Here is a 16,313-nt window from a genome sequence, read left to right as displayed (position 1 = left end):
TCATGCAGAAACCCAACCCTGAAGATGTGGCAGAGGCGTAAAATAAAGGTGCAGGCAGGCGCGATGGGTTCCGGCGCTTCACCGCACGGAATGGCGGAAGAAGGGGCGTGCGCGCTTACTGAAGAAGCCCTTTCAATGACGAACCTTAATTCTATACAGTCAGGTCACTATGAAACCATCACTGAGCAGATATGCGTTGGCCGTCTTTGCGAGTGCGGCTTTTCTCGTCCCGGCCCTGTCGGCTGTCGCCAGCCCGGTTCCGGCTGGCAACGTCCAGTCCGTGCCGCCGCAGGATGCGCCCTGTTGCGGCGCGCTCACGCCCAACGCGCAAAAGATTCTTGCCGTGCTTGACCATGCGGACGTGGAGCATTTATGGCTGAATCATCATCACGTCAACTGGGAAACGGGCAAGCCTGACAGACCGGATACCTATTCTGGTCCCGGTAATCATACGCACTGCAGCGCGTTTGCGGCAGCGGTAGGCGCACGCCTGGGCGTCTATATGCTCAGGCCGCCTCAGCACAGCCAGATTTTCCTGGCGAGCGCACAAACGCGCTGGTTTGACAGTAGTGAAGGGCGTCAGTCAGGCTGGATCAGGGTCAGCGATGCGTGGCACGCTCAGCAGCTGGCGAATAAAGGCATGCTGGTGGTGGTCGCCTATGAAAGCCCCGATCAGCACAGACCGGGTCATATCGCGGTTGTCAGGCCGTCACGCATCTCGCTGGCAAGATTACGCGCTGACGGTCCGGATATCACCCAGGCAGGCAGCCGAAATATGACGATCGGTCACGCCGCTGCCGCCTTTTCAGGCCATCGGGGCGCCTGGCCTGATGGGGTTAAATTCTTTGCGCATGCACTACCGCAATAGTGCCCGTGTCAGCCGGCTAGTCACAAATGCTAGCGTTGAGTGGGGCCTGCAACAGATGACTTGCCCGCTGCAAACCCGCATCCCTCTGTTCAAACCGGTGTCTGATCGTCCCGTATTTCCTCCCGCGCCGCATGGCGTGTGGCATTGGCGACCGTGCCGTGGTCGATCAGTTTTGCCTGCAACAGCAGATTATACACGGGCGCATGGGGCCGGTTCAGACGGTTCTGCAGAAGCTGGATGGCTTCGTAGCCCAGCTCCCGACACGGGACGGCAAAGCCTGTCACCGGCCTGCCGGCCGCGCCCGCCAGCTGACTTGCCAGATCGGTCGTCATCAGTGAGATATCTTCGGGAATACGCAAGGAACGTGCCGCCAGCACAGTCTGAACACCGGTAATAATCCCTTTGCCCACCGGCACTATCACATCGGGCCACTCCTCACGCGGATGTTCGTCCAGCCAGCCATTCAGGGCGGCTTCGGTTTCATGCTCAGAATAGGCTTCAACCACAATCAGGTCCTTCTGCGCGCTAAAGGGCAGGTGAAAATGGCGGTACGCGTCTTTAATTCCCTCCAGCCGCAGAAACAGCGTTTCACGGCGCAGACAGGTGACGGTCAAAACCCGGCGGTGCCCTTGCTCAAACAGGTGCTGCATGGCGCTGAACCCAATCGCATGGTGATCGGGGGAGACCGCATCCAGTTTCATGTCTTTATCGCGGGAATTTATCAGGACGCAGGGTTTATTCAGCGAGGCTGCCAGGCTGAATATCGCCTGATCGTCGGTGCCGATGATGATGATCGCATCGTTGCTTTTTGCGCCCGCCTTCTCCAGAAACAGTTTCACATCGGCACGCTGTTCCTCCAGTGGGCAGTAACTGATGTGCACATCATGGCTGGCACAGGCTTCGGCAATCCCGCGCGTCACTTCCAGATAGAAGTGATCGCCGCGCGGCGCAAAGGTCCGGGCGGGCGCAAAGACCACCAGACCGTTAATTAACAGGCGGCTGCTGACCATGTCGTGCAACACACCCAGTTGACGTGCACAGCGCACAATCGCATTACGGGCTTTTTCACTGGTATAGGCCTTGCCGCTCAGTACGCGCGAAACGGTACTGACAGAGTACCCGGTTTTTGCCGAAATTTCGTCCATCCTGAGCTTGCCCGCCATAGTGTGATCCCCGTCCCAATCAATTTTTGCAATTTTTTGCAGCCGTAGTGGCTTGATAGTAATGCGGTTTTACATGCTGTTCACAAACTACCTTGCCGCTCTGCGAACATTCTCACAAAAACAGTTTGTCCCACGACAGCCGCTTTTCTATGTTCCTCGCAAAGACGACAGCGACGGTCAAAGACGGAGAAGTGGCATGTTAAAAATTGCGATAGTAGGTATGGGTAATATTGCCAATTTACATATTCAGGCGTTTTTGCAGTTTCCCGAACGCGGCAAAATTGTGGCGGTAGTGGATGTGTACCCGGACAAAGCCCGCGATAAATTGCAGCGTTACGGCCTGAAGGATGTACGCGTGTACAGCGATCATCTCGCCATGCTGGCGGATGGCGCAGATATCGATGTGGTGGATGTCTGCACGCCGCCTTATGTGCATGCCGAGAATACGATAGCGGCGCTACAGGCAGGCAAACATGTGCTGTGCGAGAAGCCGATGGCGGCATCGCTTGAAGAGTGCGATGCCATGATCGCGGCGCAAAAGGCCAGCGGCAAAGTGCTCTCCGTGGTGGCGCAGAACCGCTTTACCGATGCCTTCTGGCGGTTAAAAGCGGCGGTGGATTCCGGCCTGGCAGGAAAGATTTGTCACGCCCAGGTTGATTCATTGTGGTGGCGCGGTCATGCCTACTACGACCTGTGGTGGCGCGGGACGTGGGAAAAAGAAGGTGGGGGCTGCACGCTCAATCATGCTGTGCACCACATCGATGCGCTGCAATGGATGCTCGGCGCACCGACGGACGTGGTCGCCATGATGAGCAATGTCGCCCATGACAATGCGGAGGTCGAAGATCTCAGTGCCGCTATTTTCCGTTACCCGAACGGCACGCTGGCACAGCTGACGGCCTCGGTGGTGCATCACGGTGAAGATCAAAAAATCATTTTACAGGGCGAGAAAGCGCGGCTCTCTGCGCCCTGGCAACCCGTTGCTTATCAGGCGGCGGAAAACGGCTTTCCGGAAAAGGATCATCACATCGCGCTGGAAAACGAACTGGACCAGCTGTATGCGCAGATCCCGCCCTTGACATGGACACTGCATGCCGGTCAGGTGGATGACTTTTTCTCGGCCATTGAGCAGCAGCGTGCGCCGCTGGTAGACGGTGAGCAGGGCAAGCAATCCCTGGCGTTAATCACCGCCATCTACAAGTCGGCTATAACCCATACCACCGTCACGCTGCCGATTGCCAGCAACGACACCTTCTACCGTACCGGTGGCCTGATTGCCAGCGCACCGCACTTTTATGAAAAACAGGCCTCCGTGGAAAATTTCGCGGATGAGGATGCGATCCCGTTAGGCAAAAACTTTGCGTGAGGACAACACCATGAATCAAAAGGATGGCATGAACTACGCGCCGAAAGGCAAACCCCAGCCGGTTGTGAACCCAGGCGAGTTTATTATCGCTGCCGCCGGGCTGGATCATGGGCATATCTATGCGATGTGCAATGGCCTGACTGAAGCCGGGGCGACGCTGAAATGGGTTTATGACCCGGACGCGACCAAAGTCGACAGGTTCCTGCAACAGTTTCCGCAGGCTCAGGCGGCGGATTCCCTGGACACGATCCTCGCTGACACACAGGTGCGGCTGGTGGCAGGGGCGGCCATTCCCTCGGAACGCTGTGCGCTGGGACTGAAAGTCATGGCGGCCGGGAAAGATTACTTCACCGATAAAGCTCCACTCACCAGCCTGGAACAGCTGGACGATGCCAAAGCCATGTGCGCCAGAACCGGCCGCAAATATGCGGTGTACTACAGCGAGCGTCTGCACGTTGAGAGCGCGGTTTTCGCGGGACAGCTGGTGGAACAGGGCGCGATTGGACGGGTGGTGCAAACGCTGGGCACGGGCCCGCATCGCGAAGGAACCGGCCGTCCGGACTGGTTCTATCAACGTCGCTACTTTGGCGGCATTTTGTGCGATATCGGCAGCCACCAGATCGAGCAGTTTCTCTATTACACCGGCAATAGTCAGGCCCGTGTGGTTGCCAGTCAGGTGCGCAATTTTCACCATCCGCACCATCCGCAGTTTGAAGATTTCGGCGAGGCGATGCTGGCAGGGGAAAATGGCGCAACCGGCTATTTTCGCTGTGACTGGTTCACCCCGGAAGGCTTATCGACCTGGGGCGACGGGCGAATGACGCTGCTCGGAACCGACGGTTACATCGAAATTCGCAAGTATACCGATCTCACGCGTGACGAGCAGGATGTGGTTTACCTGGTGAATCAGGACGGTGAGTTTCGCTACAGCGTGGCGGGCACGGTGGGTTTCCCGTTCTTTGGCCAGTTGATCACCGACTGTCTGCATCGCACCGAACTCGCCATGACACAGGAACATGCGTTTAAAGCGGCTGAACTGTGTATCAAAGCCCAAATGTTAGCTAACGCGGTGTAGTCAGCCCGCACGCCCATTCTTTTCCAATTCTGTTGATAACAGCGACGGCAGGCACTGGCTTGCCGTTATAAAACACCGACCAGAACAGGAAGCAGATAAATGGTTAAACCGACTGAACGTCGCGTCGGGTATGGCGTAGCAACAGGCTACGGCATTACCGACTTATTTGGGGGCGGTGCCTTTGCAGTGATAGGTGCCTGGCTACTGTTTTTTTATACCACCTACTGCGGGTTATCGGTGCTGGAAGCCGGATCCATCTTCGCCATCGCCAGGGTGATTGATTCCGTACTGAGTCCGATCATGGGTTACATCACGGATAATTTCGGCCATACCTGGGCCGGGCGCAAATTCGGCCGTCGTCGTTTCTTCTTGTTAATTTCCTCGCCTCTGATGCTGCTGTACGGCGCATTGTGGGTCACGGATATGAGCTACTGGTATTATCTTGGCACCTATCTCACCATCGAATTGTTATCTGCCATGGTGCTGGTGCCGTGGGAAACCCTGTCGTCAGAAATGACCAACCGTTTCAGTGAACGCACTCGCCTTTCCGGCGTGCGGATGATGTTTTCCTCGCTGGGAAGTTTTCTTGCGGTCTCGGTACCGGGCGTCATCATGACGTACACGGGCAAAGACAACGCCATCACCTATACACTCACGGGCGTGATTTTCTCAGTGATTTACTGCGTCGCGGTATTTATTACCTGGTATACCACCTGGGAAGCGAAAGATATTCAGGATGCAGACGAGGTTCAAAAGCCACCGGCACCCGCGCGTCATTTTCTTTCGCATGTGAAACACATGTTTGTGGATCTCGCCTCGTCATTTAAAATTCGGGCGTTTCGTCAGCACCTGCTCATTTATATCTGCTCGTTCACAGCGATGGATGTGTTTCTTGCCGTTTTTACCTATTTCGTTATTTATGGGTTAAAACAGGATGCCTCATTAGCCTCGCTGCTTCTGAGTAATATGATGTTTATGTCTATCCCCGGCACCTTTTTATTTATGCTGTTGCTGGGCAGATTTTCTATGACGCCCTCTAACGCCTTGAGACTCTCTTATATATCTATTGCCGTCGTGCTGCTTTTTCTGTATGCCGTTTATCTCTGGCAGTGGCATGTACCCGTGCTGTTATTTAGCGCCGCCTTCCTGTTTATGGGGATAGCGCGCGCGGGGCTGTATTATATTCCGTGGAATATTTACAGCTTCATTCCCGATATTGATGAAATGGTAACCCGTCAGCGCCGGGAAGGCATCTTCGCGGGCGTCATGGTGCTTACGCGCAAAAGTTCGGTCGCGATTGCCATCTTTACTATTGGCGTGGTGCTCCAGGAAAGCGGGTTTGCCAAAGGGAACGGCGCTCAGCCTGATAGCGCAATCACCGCCATTGTCCTGCTGATGGCAGGCGTGACAGGCGCGCTTCTGGCCGTGAGTTTCTGGCTGACGTTCCAGTTCAAACTGACCCAGCGCAGCCACAAATTGCTGATTAAAGAAGTCGCACGCCGTAAGCTGGGCGGTTCACCTAAAGACTGTGATGCCGAAACCCGTGAGGTGATCAAAGCGCTGACCGGTTATGCCTATGATGATGTCTGGGGGGCCAGTAAAAAAGAACCTCTACAGGATGCTGCTGTAAAGTCAGAACTGAAAGGGTAAGCGAACAGGCCGTTGGCGTGACTCACCGGAGAAATATAAACCGCCAGAAGCGTCAATGGCCAGCCAGAAATAAGCAGAACGGATAAATGAATATCACGCGACGCGAGTGGATATGATTTTTCGTCGTCATTTTCCCGCTATTTGGCGGGCGCTGCCTGCCCATGATTATGCAAATGAAAGGTGACGCCGGCTCGCTATTTACGCGTGATTTAAAATTCTGCCTTTTAAGCGAAACACGGTGGGTAACGCCGTTGGGACACAAAAAGCGCATGGGCTGCAATTAACCGCAGCGAGGTAACATTTTGCAAAAATTAAATCAGGCTTTGCGCCCTGCTTAACAGGCGTGTTCCCAATCCTGTACCAGGCTTAAGCAAAAGCCATTGATACAGGTTGGGATAAAAATGAAAGAAACGAATCGTACTTTTGGGGTCAAACCGTATGGCGGCTCAGCGGGTGGCTGGGGCGCATTAAAAGCTGTAGCGGATGCGATTCGGGGACAAATGGCGGTGAAACAGGACGTCATTGCCCTGTTCAGGGTGAACCAGCCCCAGGGGTTTGATTGCCCCGGCTGCGCCTGGCCTGATCCGCAGCATACGTCTTCTTTTGAGTTTTGCGAAAACGGGGCCAAAGCGGTGTCGTGGGAAGCCACTAGTAAGCGTGCCACGCCCGATTTTTTCGCGGCTAACAAGGTCAGCGATTTGTGGGCGCGCAGCGCGTTGGATCTGGAAGGCGAAGGGAGGCTGACCCATCCGATGAAATATGATGCGGCCAGCGATACCTATCAGCCCATCGCATGGGAAACGGCCTTTCGTGAAATAGGTGAGCGGCTGCGCAGCTATAGCGATCCGAACATGGTTGAGTTTTATACCTCTGGCCGCGCATCGAATGAAGCCGCTTTTCTCTGGCAGTTGTTTGCCCGCGAATACGGTACCAATAACTTCCCAGACTGTTCCAATATGTGCCACGAGCCGACCAGTGTGGGGTTGCCGGAATCCATCGGCGTAGGAAAGGGCACCGTCGAGCTGGATGACTTTGACCATTGCGACCTTGTCTTATGTATTGGTCATAACCCGGGCACCAACCATCCGCGCATGTTGGGCACGCTCAGAGAGGTGTCAAAACGTGGTGCGACGATTGTTGCGATTAATCCGTTACGCGAACGCGGGCTGGAGCGGTTTACCTCACCGCAAAGCCCAATCGAGATGCTGTCGATGGGCTCAACCGAGCTGGCGTCAACCTATTATAAAGTGCGCGTAGGCGGTGACGCGGCCATGTTGAAAGGGATGATGAAATTCCTGCTCGCTATGGATGCGACGGCCAGAGAACAGGGCGAACCGGGTGTGCTGGATGAGGCCTTTATTCATGAACACACTGAGGGCTTCGAGGCACTGAAGGCCGATCTGGAGGCGACCAGTTGGGCGCACATTCTGAAAGTCTCAGGGATGGAGCGTGAAGAGATTCAGCATCTGGCCCGTCTGTATGCGGAGGCGGATCGCACCATTATTTGCTACGGCATGGGTATTACACAGCATCAGTACGGAACACAGAATGTACAGCAAATCGCGAATCTGTTGCTGATGCGCGGCAACATGGGCAAAAAGGGGGCCGGCATTTGTCCGCTGCGCGGCCACTCCAATGTTCAGGGTGATCGCACGGTTGGGATTACCGAAATCCCGTCTGACAGTCTGCTGAACAGTCTGGAAAAGGTGTTTGGCTTTACGCCGCCCAGACAACACGGTCACGGCGCGGTTGAGGCAATTCGCGCCATCCGTGACGGCAGTGCTAAAGCGCTGCTGTGCCTTGGCGGCAACCTGGCTGAAGCCATGTCTGACCCACAGGTCACCTTTCCTGCCATGCGCAACCTGGATTTGGTGGTGCACATGGCGACGAAGTTGAACCGTTCACATCTGTTGATGGCAAAGCACAGTTATCTTTTTCCGGTACTGGGACGCACGGAGGTGGATGAGCAACCCTCGGGTGCGCAAAGTGTCACGGTTGAGGATTCCATGTCGATGGTACATGCTTCACGAGGCACGCTCGATCCCGCCTCGCCGCACCTGAAGTCAGAGCCGCTGCTGGTGGCCAGCCTGGCGAAAGCCACATTGCCTGATACGGTTGTCGACTGGGACAAGATGACGCGTGATTACAGTAATATCCGCCAGGCCATTGAAGCGGTGTTTCCGGGCTTCGAAAACTATAATCAGCGCATTCAACAACCGGGTGGTTTTCGCCTGCCCAATGGCGCATCCGAGCGCATCTGGCACACGCCGTCAGGAAAAGCGCAGTTCCTGGTGATGGCGGGCATCAATGAAGATCCACGCTCACTGACCTGCCACGATCTGGTGCTGACGACATTGCGCAGCCACGACCAATACAATACAACGCTCTATGGTCTGAACGATCGCTACCGGGGCGTAACAGGACGCCGGGATGTGCTGTTTATCAACCCGGATGAGGCCGAAAAACGGCAGTTACGCGTCGGCGAGCAGGTCAACGTCATCGCCCTGGACCCGGACGGCAACCCGACCTCAAGGCGCATGGATAAGCTGACCATCGTGGTGCACGATATGGCCTATGGTTCGGTCGCAGCCTATTATCCGGAAGCGAACGTGCTGGTACCGCTGGACAGCCATGATACCAAAAGCGGTATACCGGCCTATAAAAGCACCCCTGTCAGGCTCGAACGCGTTCAGCCTGAAAGCGCACTGGCCGGCTCTGCCACGCGTCGTTAGCCCGGTATTCACAGAACGTGTGCGCCCTCTGAGAGAAGCGGTACGCAGCGGGCGCAGAATCGCGTCGCCACCGCATTGTGCGCCGCCAGTGGCATTGAGTTGTATGGGGCGCATCACTGGGGGCGTGCACCGCCGGGGATGCGTAACCGAAAAAGGCGGCCCGGAACTAACCTGTCCGGCGCAATCACCGCCATGCTATGGCCCGCGTTAGTCCACGGTCTTTCATAAAACGTCAGGATTGAAGGACAAATGAGTGCGTTTACTGTAAGGCTGGGGTCACGCATATCCACACCAGAACAGCACGCAAGGGGAGTGTCAGAACGCAAGGGAAAGCGCCGGAGAACATACCGCAGCCACGCGGAGTGAAGGGAAAACGCTAACCTGTTTGCGGAATGAAGAGGGGAAGGGCAGCATTAACGCGAACCGGCTACTGAACGCTGATTTGGCTGGCCTGCCAGATCAGATGGTGATCGTAAGACTTACGCTGATGAGCTGGCAGCGGCACAGAGGTGTCCACGCAGACATCCACACTAAAGCCCTGTGCCGTTAACCGGATGGCCTCAAGCAGCACATCCGTGTTCTGTACTTCACCTGCAATCTCAAGCAACAGCGGTACGCTGGCCGAGCGAGAGGCAGCGCGGGTCACACAGGCGTGATGATGCTCCGTGACATGTTCAAAGCGGGCAAGCCTGCGCGCAGCGCCACGACGTTGGTCCTCGCGCAGCCAATTGCAGAGTGGCCGCATTAAAGACCGGACAAAATCGTCACCGGCAAAGTCCCGACTCAGGCTACGGATAACCCGGATCAACTGCCTGTCTGAACCAAACTCCAGGCTGGTCAGGATTTCGCCACGACGGGCGGGCCAGCCATACGTCATTACGCCCTCTGATTGCCTGCGGCCATCGTGTATTTCCTGCGCCGTTGCGCCGTGGGCATTGGCTGACATGACTTCGCGGATTTCTTCGAGCTGGGCTTCTGTCCAGTAGTCTGTCACGGGATCTACAGCAACAAGTCCATACCGTTGCCAGCGTCGTACATTGGTCAGGGAGGCGCCTGTGAGCGCACAAAGCGTGTCGGATGACAACATAAAAACTCCTGTTTATAAAAATCAGATGTGCGCCAGCGCCAGGAAGATAAGCGGCCTTTCTGGCGTTGCGCGTTTCGGTGGAGGTATAAAGAGATGCTCGCCAGCGCGGCAAAGGCAGACGGGCGAAATCGCAAAGGGAACTAGCCCGTACGACGGCTGACTTTTCCCCCTTTACGGCCCGCCTCTACTGCACGCTCGGGGTTGTTCCTGAAATTTCCGCTACTGTTTTTGCCGCCTTTCCGACCCGCTTCAGAGGCTCTCTCGGGGTTTGCTGCAAAATTTCCTGCGCCGCCACGATATTTGACCATGGGTCTATCCTCTCTCATTTCATCATTAACAGTGGAAAGCCTCATTTTGGTCGATGGTTTCTGATAATTCCAATGCGAAACAATACAATGGAAAAAAATAAAAAACGGTTTTTTTAATGCCGCTTCGTCTTGAAAGGTTTTTTATTCTTTGAAAATGAGGATTATTAGCATTAAATTTGTACGAAAGTTTCATTCCATGTACAGCTTTACTGCCCGATTTTTTTAAGACGAATCTTAACTTTTTTATAGCCTGTCGGCCTGACGGCGACATATTCATGCTGCCACGCAACGATCCCATTTTCTTTTTTTACCCAACAGAAACGCTCAATCCGCTTATCAACACACAGGGCGCGATAGCATTTTTTGATGTCAGTGAATGCCACTATTTTCATAGCTGGCGTTGGGGGCGTCCTGTTATGTTTTAACCGACGAAACGGGAGGTCGTCTTTTTAAACAGCCAGGCGAGAAAATAAAGCGGTATATTCACTCGCGCGACAGGCACGGGGAGCCTTTTTTAGGCGCAGGGTTTTATTTAGAGCGCGATGAGTAATGAATATTCACAATCGCCGTGGCTTTTCCTGAGCGCGCGCTGTTGCCGCTGACGGATGACTGAAATACATTACCTGCTCCTGACGACAGACCACTCTCTTTTATTTCCAGGCAGCGTTAGTGTGCCCCTGATCAATAAGGCCGTTAACACGTGGCCGACGCCCACAGGTAAAGCTTAATGGCAGAGCACGGTATTACAGGGCAGGCGTCAGACGTGGTAGCGTCGTTTTCTGAGGCTGGCAAAAGGTTGAGTGGGATGCTGCGGGAGCACGTGGTGGTGCGTAAACAGATTGTCTTTTAACCGTGAAGGGATGTCAGCCTAAGGCTGAGTATTTATTTTGCCTGAAAATTGCCGTTCTACACGCCTAAATGTAACCTCTTGTTAATTTTTTGACGAATGAAAGCAGTCGCATTTAAACAAGAGAAGCGAGTTTTATGGTGATTATCTTGTTGTTTTTCGCTTTTATTTTCCGCCCTCCGTTGCGGTTGCGCGGCAGTATTAAAAGCGCTAAACAAAGCGGCGAATGTTTTATCCGCCACGCTTGCAGATTAACAGGCGCGTTATAACCTTAACAGTGCCATGCAAATGGTGAAGCAAAGAAGCAGACAACTTTAACCTGAAGAGGAAATATTATGACTGAACATCGTGGCGGATCAGGTAATTTCGCGGAAGATAAAGAGAAAGCTTCTGAAGCCGGTAAAAAAGGCGGCCAGAACAGCGGCGGCAATTTCAAAAACGATCGTGAAAAAGCCTCAGAAGCCGGTAAGAAAGGGGGCCAGAACAGCCATCGTGGCTCCTGATACCGGCTTATAAGGGACTGAACAGCGGAGCAGGGACTGCTCCATGATTGCATTATGTCCCACCGTTTCCGCAGGCATGATCAATGCCCAGGCTAATTCATCAGAGACGGCATCGATCCACGCACGAAAAAGCCCGGTCAGTGCCAGGCTGTTCTTACACAAAGGGATGATAACGACAAGGCAGGGATGGCAGGCGAGTCACGTCAGCGCGCTCACCTGCTACAGATTACCCGCGTGAACTACGCTGAAAGCTCCTGACGGACAATAGCCGCGCCCGCGCTTAAGGCATGGAGCTTGCCACGCGCCACCTCACGGGATAATGGCGTCATACCGCAGTTGGTTGACGGATAGAGTTTGTCGGCATCCACAAACTGCAACGCCTTACGCAGCGTCGCGGCCACTTCTTCCGGCGTTTCAATGGTATTGGTTGCTACATCAATGGCACCCACCATGACTTTTTTACCCCGAATCAGCTCAATCAGCTCCATCGGCACGCGCGAATTCTGACATTCCAGCGAAACGATATCGATTTTTGATTTTTGCAGTTTCGGGAAGACTTCTTCATATTGACGCCATTCCGTCCCCAGCGTCTTCTTCCAGTCGGTATTGGCTTTGATACCGTAGCCGTAGCAAATATGCACAGCGGTTTCGCACTTCAGGCCTTCCACAGCGCGTTCCAGCGCGGCGATGCCCCAGTCGTTGACTTCATCAAAGAACACGTTAAAAGCGGGCTCATCAAACTGAATAATGTCGATGCCAATCGCTTCTAACTCTTTGGCTTCCTGATTCAGAATTTTGGCAAATTCCCAGGCCAGCTTTTCACGACTCTTGTAATGGCCGTCATACAGCGTATCAATCATGGTCATCGGACCCGGCAGCGCCCATTTGATCGGTTGCTTAGTCTGCTGACGCAAAAATTTCGCATCGTCAATAAAGACGGGTTTCTGACGGCTAACCGCGCTGATCACCGTCGGTACGCTGGCATCATAACGATTACGGATACGGACAATTTCGCGCTTCTCGAAATCAACACCATTCAGGTGCTCAATAAATGTCGTCACAAAGTGCTGGCGCGTTTGTTCACCGTCGCTGACGATATCAATACCGGCCTGGATTTGATCGTCCAGAATTAAACGCAGCGCATCTTTTTTCCCTTCAGCCAGTTCTGAGCCTTGCAGCTTCCAGGGCGACCACAGCGTTTCAGGCTGAGCCAGCCAGGATGGCTTCGGTAAACTGCCTGCGGTTGAGGTAGGTAACAACATTTTCATAATAGGTGACCTTGTATTTCGGTTAATCAAAGCGCGTAACTGGCAGACCACTCTTCAAGAACGGCTTTATAAGGTTTAATGAATTTCTCTTCGGTAAATTTCCCTTGTTCTACCGCTAACAGGCTACGCTCTTCGCGATCGTAAACAATGCGCGTTAATGAATAGTCCAGATGGTTCAGGCTTGGCTGATAACACTGGCCAGCCGGTGAATTAGCATTGTAAATCTCAGGACGATAAATTTTCTGGAACGTCTCCATCGTACTAATGGTGCTGATCAGCTCAAGATTGGTGTAATCACTCAACAGGTCACCCGAGAAATAAAACGCCAACGGGGCAACACTGTTTTCCGGCATGAAATAGCGCGCCGTCAGGCCCATCTTGTGGAAATACTGGTCAGTCAGGGAATAGGCATCCTGCTGGTATTCAATACCCAGTACCGGATGACGGTTTCCTGTGCGGGTATAAACGTTTTTGCTGGACACGCTCAGGCAAATGACCGGCTGTTTTTTAAAGTTCTCTTTAAAGGTCGAAGAGTTCACGAAGCACTTGAAAATATTGCCGTGCAAATCGCCAAAGTTAGCAGGTGCGCTGAAGCCGGTGTTGTTTTTATTGTGCTCAGACAGCAGCACGCTGAAATCATAATCGCGCACGTAAGAGGAGAAGTTATTGCCAACAATACCTTCAATACGCTGCTGAGTTTTTTTATCGACGATATGGGTTTTCAGAATTTCAATTACAGGAAACGCGCCGCGTTGCGTCTCGTTTTCGATATTTAACTCAACCGAGATAATTTCAAGTTCCACACCATAACGATCGGCCTTTGGATTATCCCAGTGCGCCAGCGAGTTGAAGCGATTATCAATCATCGTTAAGGCATTGCGCAGGTTTTCCTGACGGTTTGTCCCGCGCGCCAGGTTAGCAAAATTGGTGGTGATGCGCGTATTTTCAGACGGGTTGTAATTCTCATCGAAAACACTGCTCTTAATCGTAAATGTGAATTCTTTTTTCATCGTGATGCACCCTGCGTTCTGATGTGAAAAACGGTCTGTGGCTGTTAGTTATCCAGACTGGCCTGCATTCTGGTTTTTCGTTTAACCGCTTTCACGTTGTGTGTTTGTCAATAAAGCATATTTTATGCCAGAGCCGCGGAGGAAGGGAAAGCGACTTAATTTCAACACAACATGAGCCATCTTCATGGTCGACAGAGGTAAAGCCTCTGCCATACGCGGAATGGAGACAAACGGACAGACTGTGCCGTGATGCAATGCGCCCTGAACCCTTGTGGCGTAAGGCCTGCCAATATCCCGGTTTCCGTCTCCTCATGAAAACGGCTCATGTGAAGGTTTCTCATGTTGCGGGAAAAGCGGTGATATTTATTCAGGTTAATGAGCCTCTTTCATGAGCGTTGTACAGGCCCGCAGCAAGCGCTACCGTACTCACGCAGGGATTTTCAGCCCCGCGCAGCCATATTCCCCTGAAGCCCGCCATCATCCCTGGTTTCGGGCCGCCCGATCAGGCGTTTTCTTTACTGAACTTGCCTGGTGAAACACCGATGACACGCTTGAAGGCTTTTGCAAAGGCGCTCTCAGATTCATAGCCCAGCCCGGCAGCAATCGCGGTAAGCCCGTCATTCCCTTTTTTTAACTGGTCGCAGGCAAGATGCATGCGCCATTGCGTGAGATAGTCGACGGGCGCGATGCCCACCGTTTGCTTAAATCGTTCAGCAAAAACCGCGCGTGACATTCCCACCCTGGCTGCCAGTTCCGCCAGCGTCCACTTGTGTTCGGGGTGCTGGTGCATGCAGGCCAGCGCTGCGCCCAGCTTTTTATCCTTCAGGGCCGCAAGCCAGCCCGACTGCTGCGGGTCATTTGCATACAGCCGTAACGCCTGAATGAGCAGCATAAATGCCAGCTGTTGCACGATGAGGACGCTGCCGGGCTGCGCTTCACGGACTTCCTGTGACATTCTTTCCAGCGCCCATTGCATGGCGGCTCTGTCTGCGCTGCGCCGGATGTGCACCACTGGCGGCAGCGTACCTAACAGCATCTGTGCGGGCCGTCCGGTCAGCAGAAAATGCCCGCCTACCAGTAAACAGGCGGAGGTTTCATCAAGCTTTGCCGCTGTCACGGCAACCATCTCAGACCGCACCGTCTGAAAATCGACAGTCTGCGCGTCCGGGTTTGTGGCCAGCCTGAAAGGTGCGCCTGGCGGGAGCAGATAGCACTCGCCGGCGTTAAGGCGCAAGGGTTCCGCAACACCGTCAACGGTCAGCCAGCAGGCACCCGCTACGACGGCATAGCACTTCACGCCATCATGAGCGGGCCATTGTACCGACATCTCCGGCGTCAGTATCACACCACCGGAAACGTAACGTTGTGGTTCAAGCAGGGCTAAGAGCTGTGAAAGCGGGTCCATGATCATCCCAGACGGTCAGACATAAAAAAGCGACGTTATCACATAGAGCGCATTCCTTCTCCACCGTAAAGTAGACAACCACGGTTGCGAAGGCTGACAAGAGGACGAACAGACATGCGGCTATTTCTTACAGGAGCAACGGGTTTTATCGGGTCGGCGATTGCGGCCGATCTGATCGCGGCAGGGCATGAGGTGGTCGGACTGACCCGACATCAGCAGGGTGTCGACAGGCTCAGCAAAGCAGGTGTCGAGCCCTTTTGGGGTGATATTAACGATCACAATAGTTTGCAACGGGGCGCGGCAAGCTGCGAGGGGGTGATTCATACCGCCTTTAACCATGATTTTTCGACGTTTCTGACAAACTGTGAAGCCGATCGGCAGGCAATCGCCGCGATGGCCACGGCACTGGCAGGAAGCGCACGGCCCTTAATCATCACCTCGGCGGTGGGACTGGGCTCGCCGGGGCAGGGAAGACCTGCCGTAGAAGACTATTTCAACCCGCTTCATCCTAATCCGCGCCGGGCATCCGAGCTGGCCGCGATGGCGGCACTGGAAAAAGGGGTCAACGTTTCCGTTGTGCGGTTACCTCAGGTACATAATCCGTTGAAACAGGGCCTGGTTACGTCACTGATTGAGGTGGCGAGACAGACAGGCGTTTCCGCTTTTATTGATGAAGGCCAAAACCGCTGGTCAGCAGTGCATCTTGACGATGCGGTTTGCCTCTACAGGCTGGCGCTGGAAAAGAACAGGCCAGGAAGCCGTTATCATGCGGTCGCCGAAGAAGGCATTACGCTGCGCGTGCTTGCCGACGCCCTCGGGCGGATCCTCAACCTGCCGGTCATATCCCTTTCAGCCGCTGAAGCTACCGATCATTTTGGCTGGCTGAGTCATTTCGTTGCGCAGGATATGTCCGCCTCAGGCAGGCTTACTCGGGCGCAACTGGGATGGCAGCCCACAGGGCCGGGATTGATTGCCGATCTTGAACGCATGCCGGGCTAAGCGTGCTTAACGGCCGGGAAGATGGCAAGATG

14 protein-coding genes are annotated in these 16,313 nt (G+C 54.0%); 8 read left to right on the top strand and 6 right to left on the bottom strand.

Annotated elements, in window-relative coordinates:
• Window positions 1-169 precede the first annotated feature (169 nt).
• Window positions 170-868 (top strand): hypothetical protein, encoded by a 699-nt coding sequence (locus GC087_RS12640; protein WP_058701974.1) that lies wholly within the window; start codon window positions 170-172, stop codon window positions 866-868.
• A gap of 89 nt (window positions 869-957) precedes the next feature.
• Here GC087_RS12640 and GC087_RS12635 read toward each other — a convergent pair whose 3' ends face one another.
• Window positions 958-2,031: a LacI family DNA-binding transcriptional regulator gene (locus tag GC087_RS12635; RefSeq protein WP_324028464.1), complete on the bottom strand. Its 1,074-nt coding sequence runs from the start codon at window positions 2,029-2,031 to the stop codon at window positions 958-960.
• 196 nt (window positions 2,032-2,227) lie between these two features.
• Between GC087_RS12635 and GC087_RS12630 the strand changes: the two genes are divergently transcribed.
• From GC087_RS12630 to GC087_RS12615, 4 genes are all read left to right on the top strand, one after another.
• Window positions 2,228-3,397 (top strand): Gfo/Idh/MocA family protein, encoded by a 1,170-nt coding sequence (locus GC087_RS12630; RefSeq protein WP_324028463.1) that lies wholly within the window; start codon window positions 2,228-2,230, stop codon window positions 3,395-3,397.
• A 10-nt stretch (window positions 3,398-3,407) separates the two neighbouring features.
• Entirely contained in the window at window positions 3,408-4,472 is a 1,065-nt protein-coding gene (locus GC087_RS12625) for a Gfo/Idh/MocA family protein (protein ID WP_324028462.1), read from the top strand.
• A gap of 99 nt (window positions 4,473-4,571) precedes the next feature.
• The gene (locus tag GC087_RS12620; RefSeq protein ID WP_058709181.1) at window positions 4,572-6,122 is read left to right on the top strand and encodes an MFS transporter; all 1,551 of its coding nucleotides are present in this window, start codon (window positions 4,572-4,574) and stop codon (window positions 6,120-6,122) included.
• Window positions 6,123-6,523: 401 nt separating this feature from the next.
• Window positions 6,524-8,854 (top strand): FdhF/YdeP family oxidoreductase, encoded by a 2,331-nt coding sequence (locus tag GC087_RS12615; protein WP_039340474.1) that lies wholly within the window; start codon window positions 6,524-6,526, stop codon window positions 8,852-8,854.
• Between the two features lie 427 nt (window positions 8,855-9,281).
• Here GC087_RS12615 and GC087_RS12610 read toward each other — a convergent pair whose 3' ends face one another.
• A complete protein-coding gene (locus GC087_RS12610) occupies window positions 9,282-9,941 on the bottom strand; it encodes a MerR family transcriptional regulator (protein WP_324028461.1) in 660 nt (219 codons plus the stop codon).
• A gap of 140 nt (window positions 9,942-10,081) precedes the next feature.
• Window positions 10,082-10,249, bottom strand: coding sequence for a con-10 family general stress protein (locus GC087_RS12605; protein WP_006119050.1), 168 nt, complete (start codon window positions 10,247-10,249; stop codon window positions 10,082-10,084).
• 727 nt (window positions 10,250-10,976) lie between these two features.
• Between GC087_RS12605 and GC087_RS12600 the strand changes: the two genes are divergently transcribed.
• The gene (locus GC087_RS12600; RefSeq protein ID WP_269750921.1) at window positions 10,977-11,099 is read left to right on the top strand and encodes a hypothetical protein; all 123 of its coding nucleotides are present in this window, start codon (window positions 10,977-10,979) and stop codon (window positions 11,097-11,099) included.
• A 332-nt stretch (window positions 11,100-11,431) separates the two neighbouring features.
• Window positions 11,432-11,599 carry a con-10 family general stress protein gene (locus GC087_RS12595; RefSeq protein WP_006119054.1) on the top strand — a complete coding sequence of 56 codons (168 nt, stop codon included), beginning with the start codon at window positions 11,432-11,434 and terminating at the stop codon, window positions 11,597-11,599.
• A 239-nt stretch (window positions 11,600-11,838) separates the two neighbouring features.
• Here GC087_RS12595 and GC087_RS12590 read toward each other — a convergent pair whose 3' ends face one another.
• The 3 genes from GC087_RS12590 to GC087_RS12580 all read right to left on the bottom strand — a co-directional run bounded on the left by GC087_RS12590 (window position 11,839) and on the right by GC087_RS12580 (window position 15,282).
• Entirely contained in the window at window positions 11,839-12,867 is a 1,029-nt protein-coding gene (locus GC087_RS12590; protein WP_133745206.1) for a methionine synthase, read from the bottom strand.
• 26 nt (window positions 12,868-12,893) lie between these two features.
• Window positions 12,894-13,877 carry a DUF1852 domain-containing protein gene (locus GC087_RS12585; protein WP_324028460.1) on the bottom strand — a complete coding sequence of 328 codons (984 nt, stop codon included), beginning with the start codon at window positions 13,875-13,877 and terminating at the stop codon, window positions 12,894-12,896.
• A 502-nt stretch (window positions 13,878-14,379) separates the two neighbouring features.
• Window positions 14,380-15,282, bottom strand: a complete 903-nt coding sequence (locus GC087_RS12580; RefSeq protein ID WP_205950127.1) for an AraC family transcriptional regulator — start codon at window positions 15,280-15,282, stop codon at window positions 14,380-14,382.
• Window positions 15,283-15,396: 114 nt separating this feature from the next.
• Here GC087_RS12580 and GC087_RS12575 point away from each other — a divergent pair, with 114 nt between their 5' ends.
• Window positions 15,397-16,281, top strand: a complete 885-nt coding sequence (locus GC087_RS12575) for an SDR family oxidoreductase (RefSeq protein WP_324028459.1) — start codon at window positions 15,397-15,399, stop codon at window positions 16,279-16,281.
• The last annotated feature ends 32 nt before the right edge of the window (window positions 16,282-16,313 follow it).

The sequence above is a fragment of the Pantoea sp. JZ2 genome (assembly GCF_035191405.1).
Classification (GTDB): domain Bacteria; phylum Pseudomonadota; class Gammaproteobacteria; order Enterobacterales; family Enterobacteriaceae; genus Pantoea; species Pantoea stewartii.
Note: the sequence above shows the minus strand (reverse complement) of the source record. Positions and strands in the feature narration are given on the sequence as shown.

Excerpts from the sequence above, each read along its gene's own strand:
- GC087_RS12640 (WP_058701974.1), top strand. The coding sequence starts at position 170 with ATGAAACCATCACTGAGCAGATATGCGTTGGCCGTCTTTGCGAGTGCG.
- GC087_RS12635 (WP_324028464.1), bottom strand. The coding sequence starts at position 2,031 with ATGGCGGGCAAGCTCAGGATGGACGAAATTTCGGCAAAAACCGGGTAC.
- GC087_RS12630 (WP_324028463.1), top strand. The coding sequence starts at position 2,228 with ATGTTAAAAATTGCGATAGTAGGTATGGGTAATATTGCCAATTTACAT.
- GC087_RS12625 (WP_324028462.1), top strand. The coding sequence starts at position 3,408 with ATGAATCAAAAGGATGGCATGAACTACGCGCCGAAAGGCAAACCCCAG.
- GC087_RS12620 (WP_058709181.1), top strand. The coding sequence starts at position 4,572 with ATGGTTAAACCGACTGAACGTCGCGTCGGGTATGGCGTAGCAACAGGC.
- GC087_RS12615 (WP_039340474.1), top strand. The coding sequence starts at position 6,524 with ATGAAAGAAACGAATCGTACTTTTGGGGTCAAACCGTATGGCGGCTCA.
- GC087_RS12610 (WP_324028461.1), bottom strand. The coding sequence starts at position 9,941 with ATGTTGTCATCCGACACGCTTTGTGCGCTCACAGGCGCCTCCCTGACC.
- GC087_RS12605 (WP_006119050.1), bottom strand. The coding sequence starts at position 10,249 with ATGGTCAAATATCGTGGCGGCGCAGGAAATTTTGCAGCAAACCCCGAG.
- GC087_RS12600 (WP_269750921.1), top strand. The coding sequence starts at position 10,977 with ATGGCAGAGCACGGTATTACAGGGCAGGCGTCAGACGTGGTAGCGTCG.
- GC087_RS12595 (WP_006119054.1), top strand. The coding sequence starts at position 11,432 with ATGACTGAACATCGTGGCGGATCAGGTAATTTCGCGGAAGATAAAGAG.
- GC087_RS12590 (WP_133745206.1), bottom strand. The coding sequence starts at position 12,867 with ATGAAAATGTTGTTACCTACCTCAACCGCAGGCAGTTTACCGAAGCCA.
- GC087_RS12585 (WP_324028460.1), bottom strand. The coding sequence starts at position 13,877 with ATGAAAAAAGAATTCACATTTACGATTAAGAGCAGTGTTTTCGATGAG.
- GC087_RS12580 (WP_205950127.1), bottom strand. The coding sequence starts at position 15,282 with ATGGACCCGCTTTCACAGCTCTTAGCCCTGCTTGAACCACAACGTTAC.
- GC087_RS12575 (WP_324028459.1), top strand. The coding sequence starts at position 15,397 with ATGCGGCTATTTCTTACAGGAGCAACGGGTTTTATCGGGTCGGCGATT.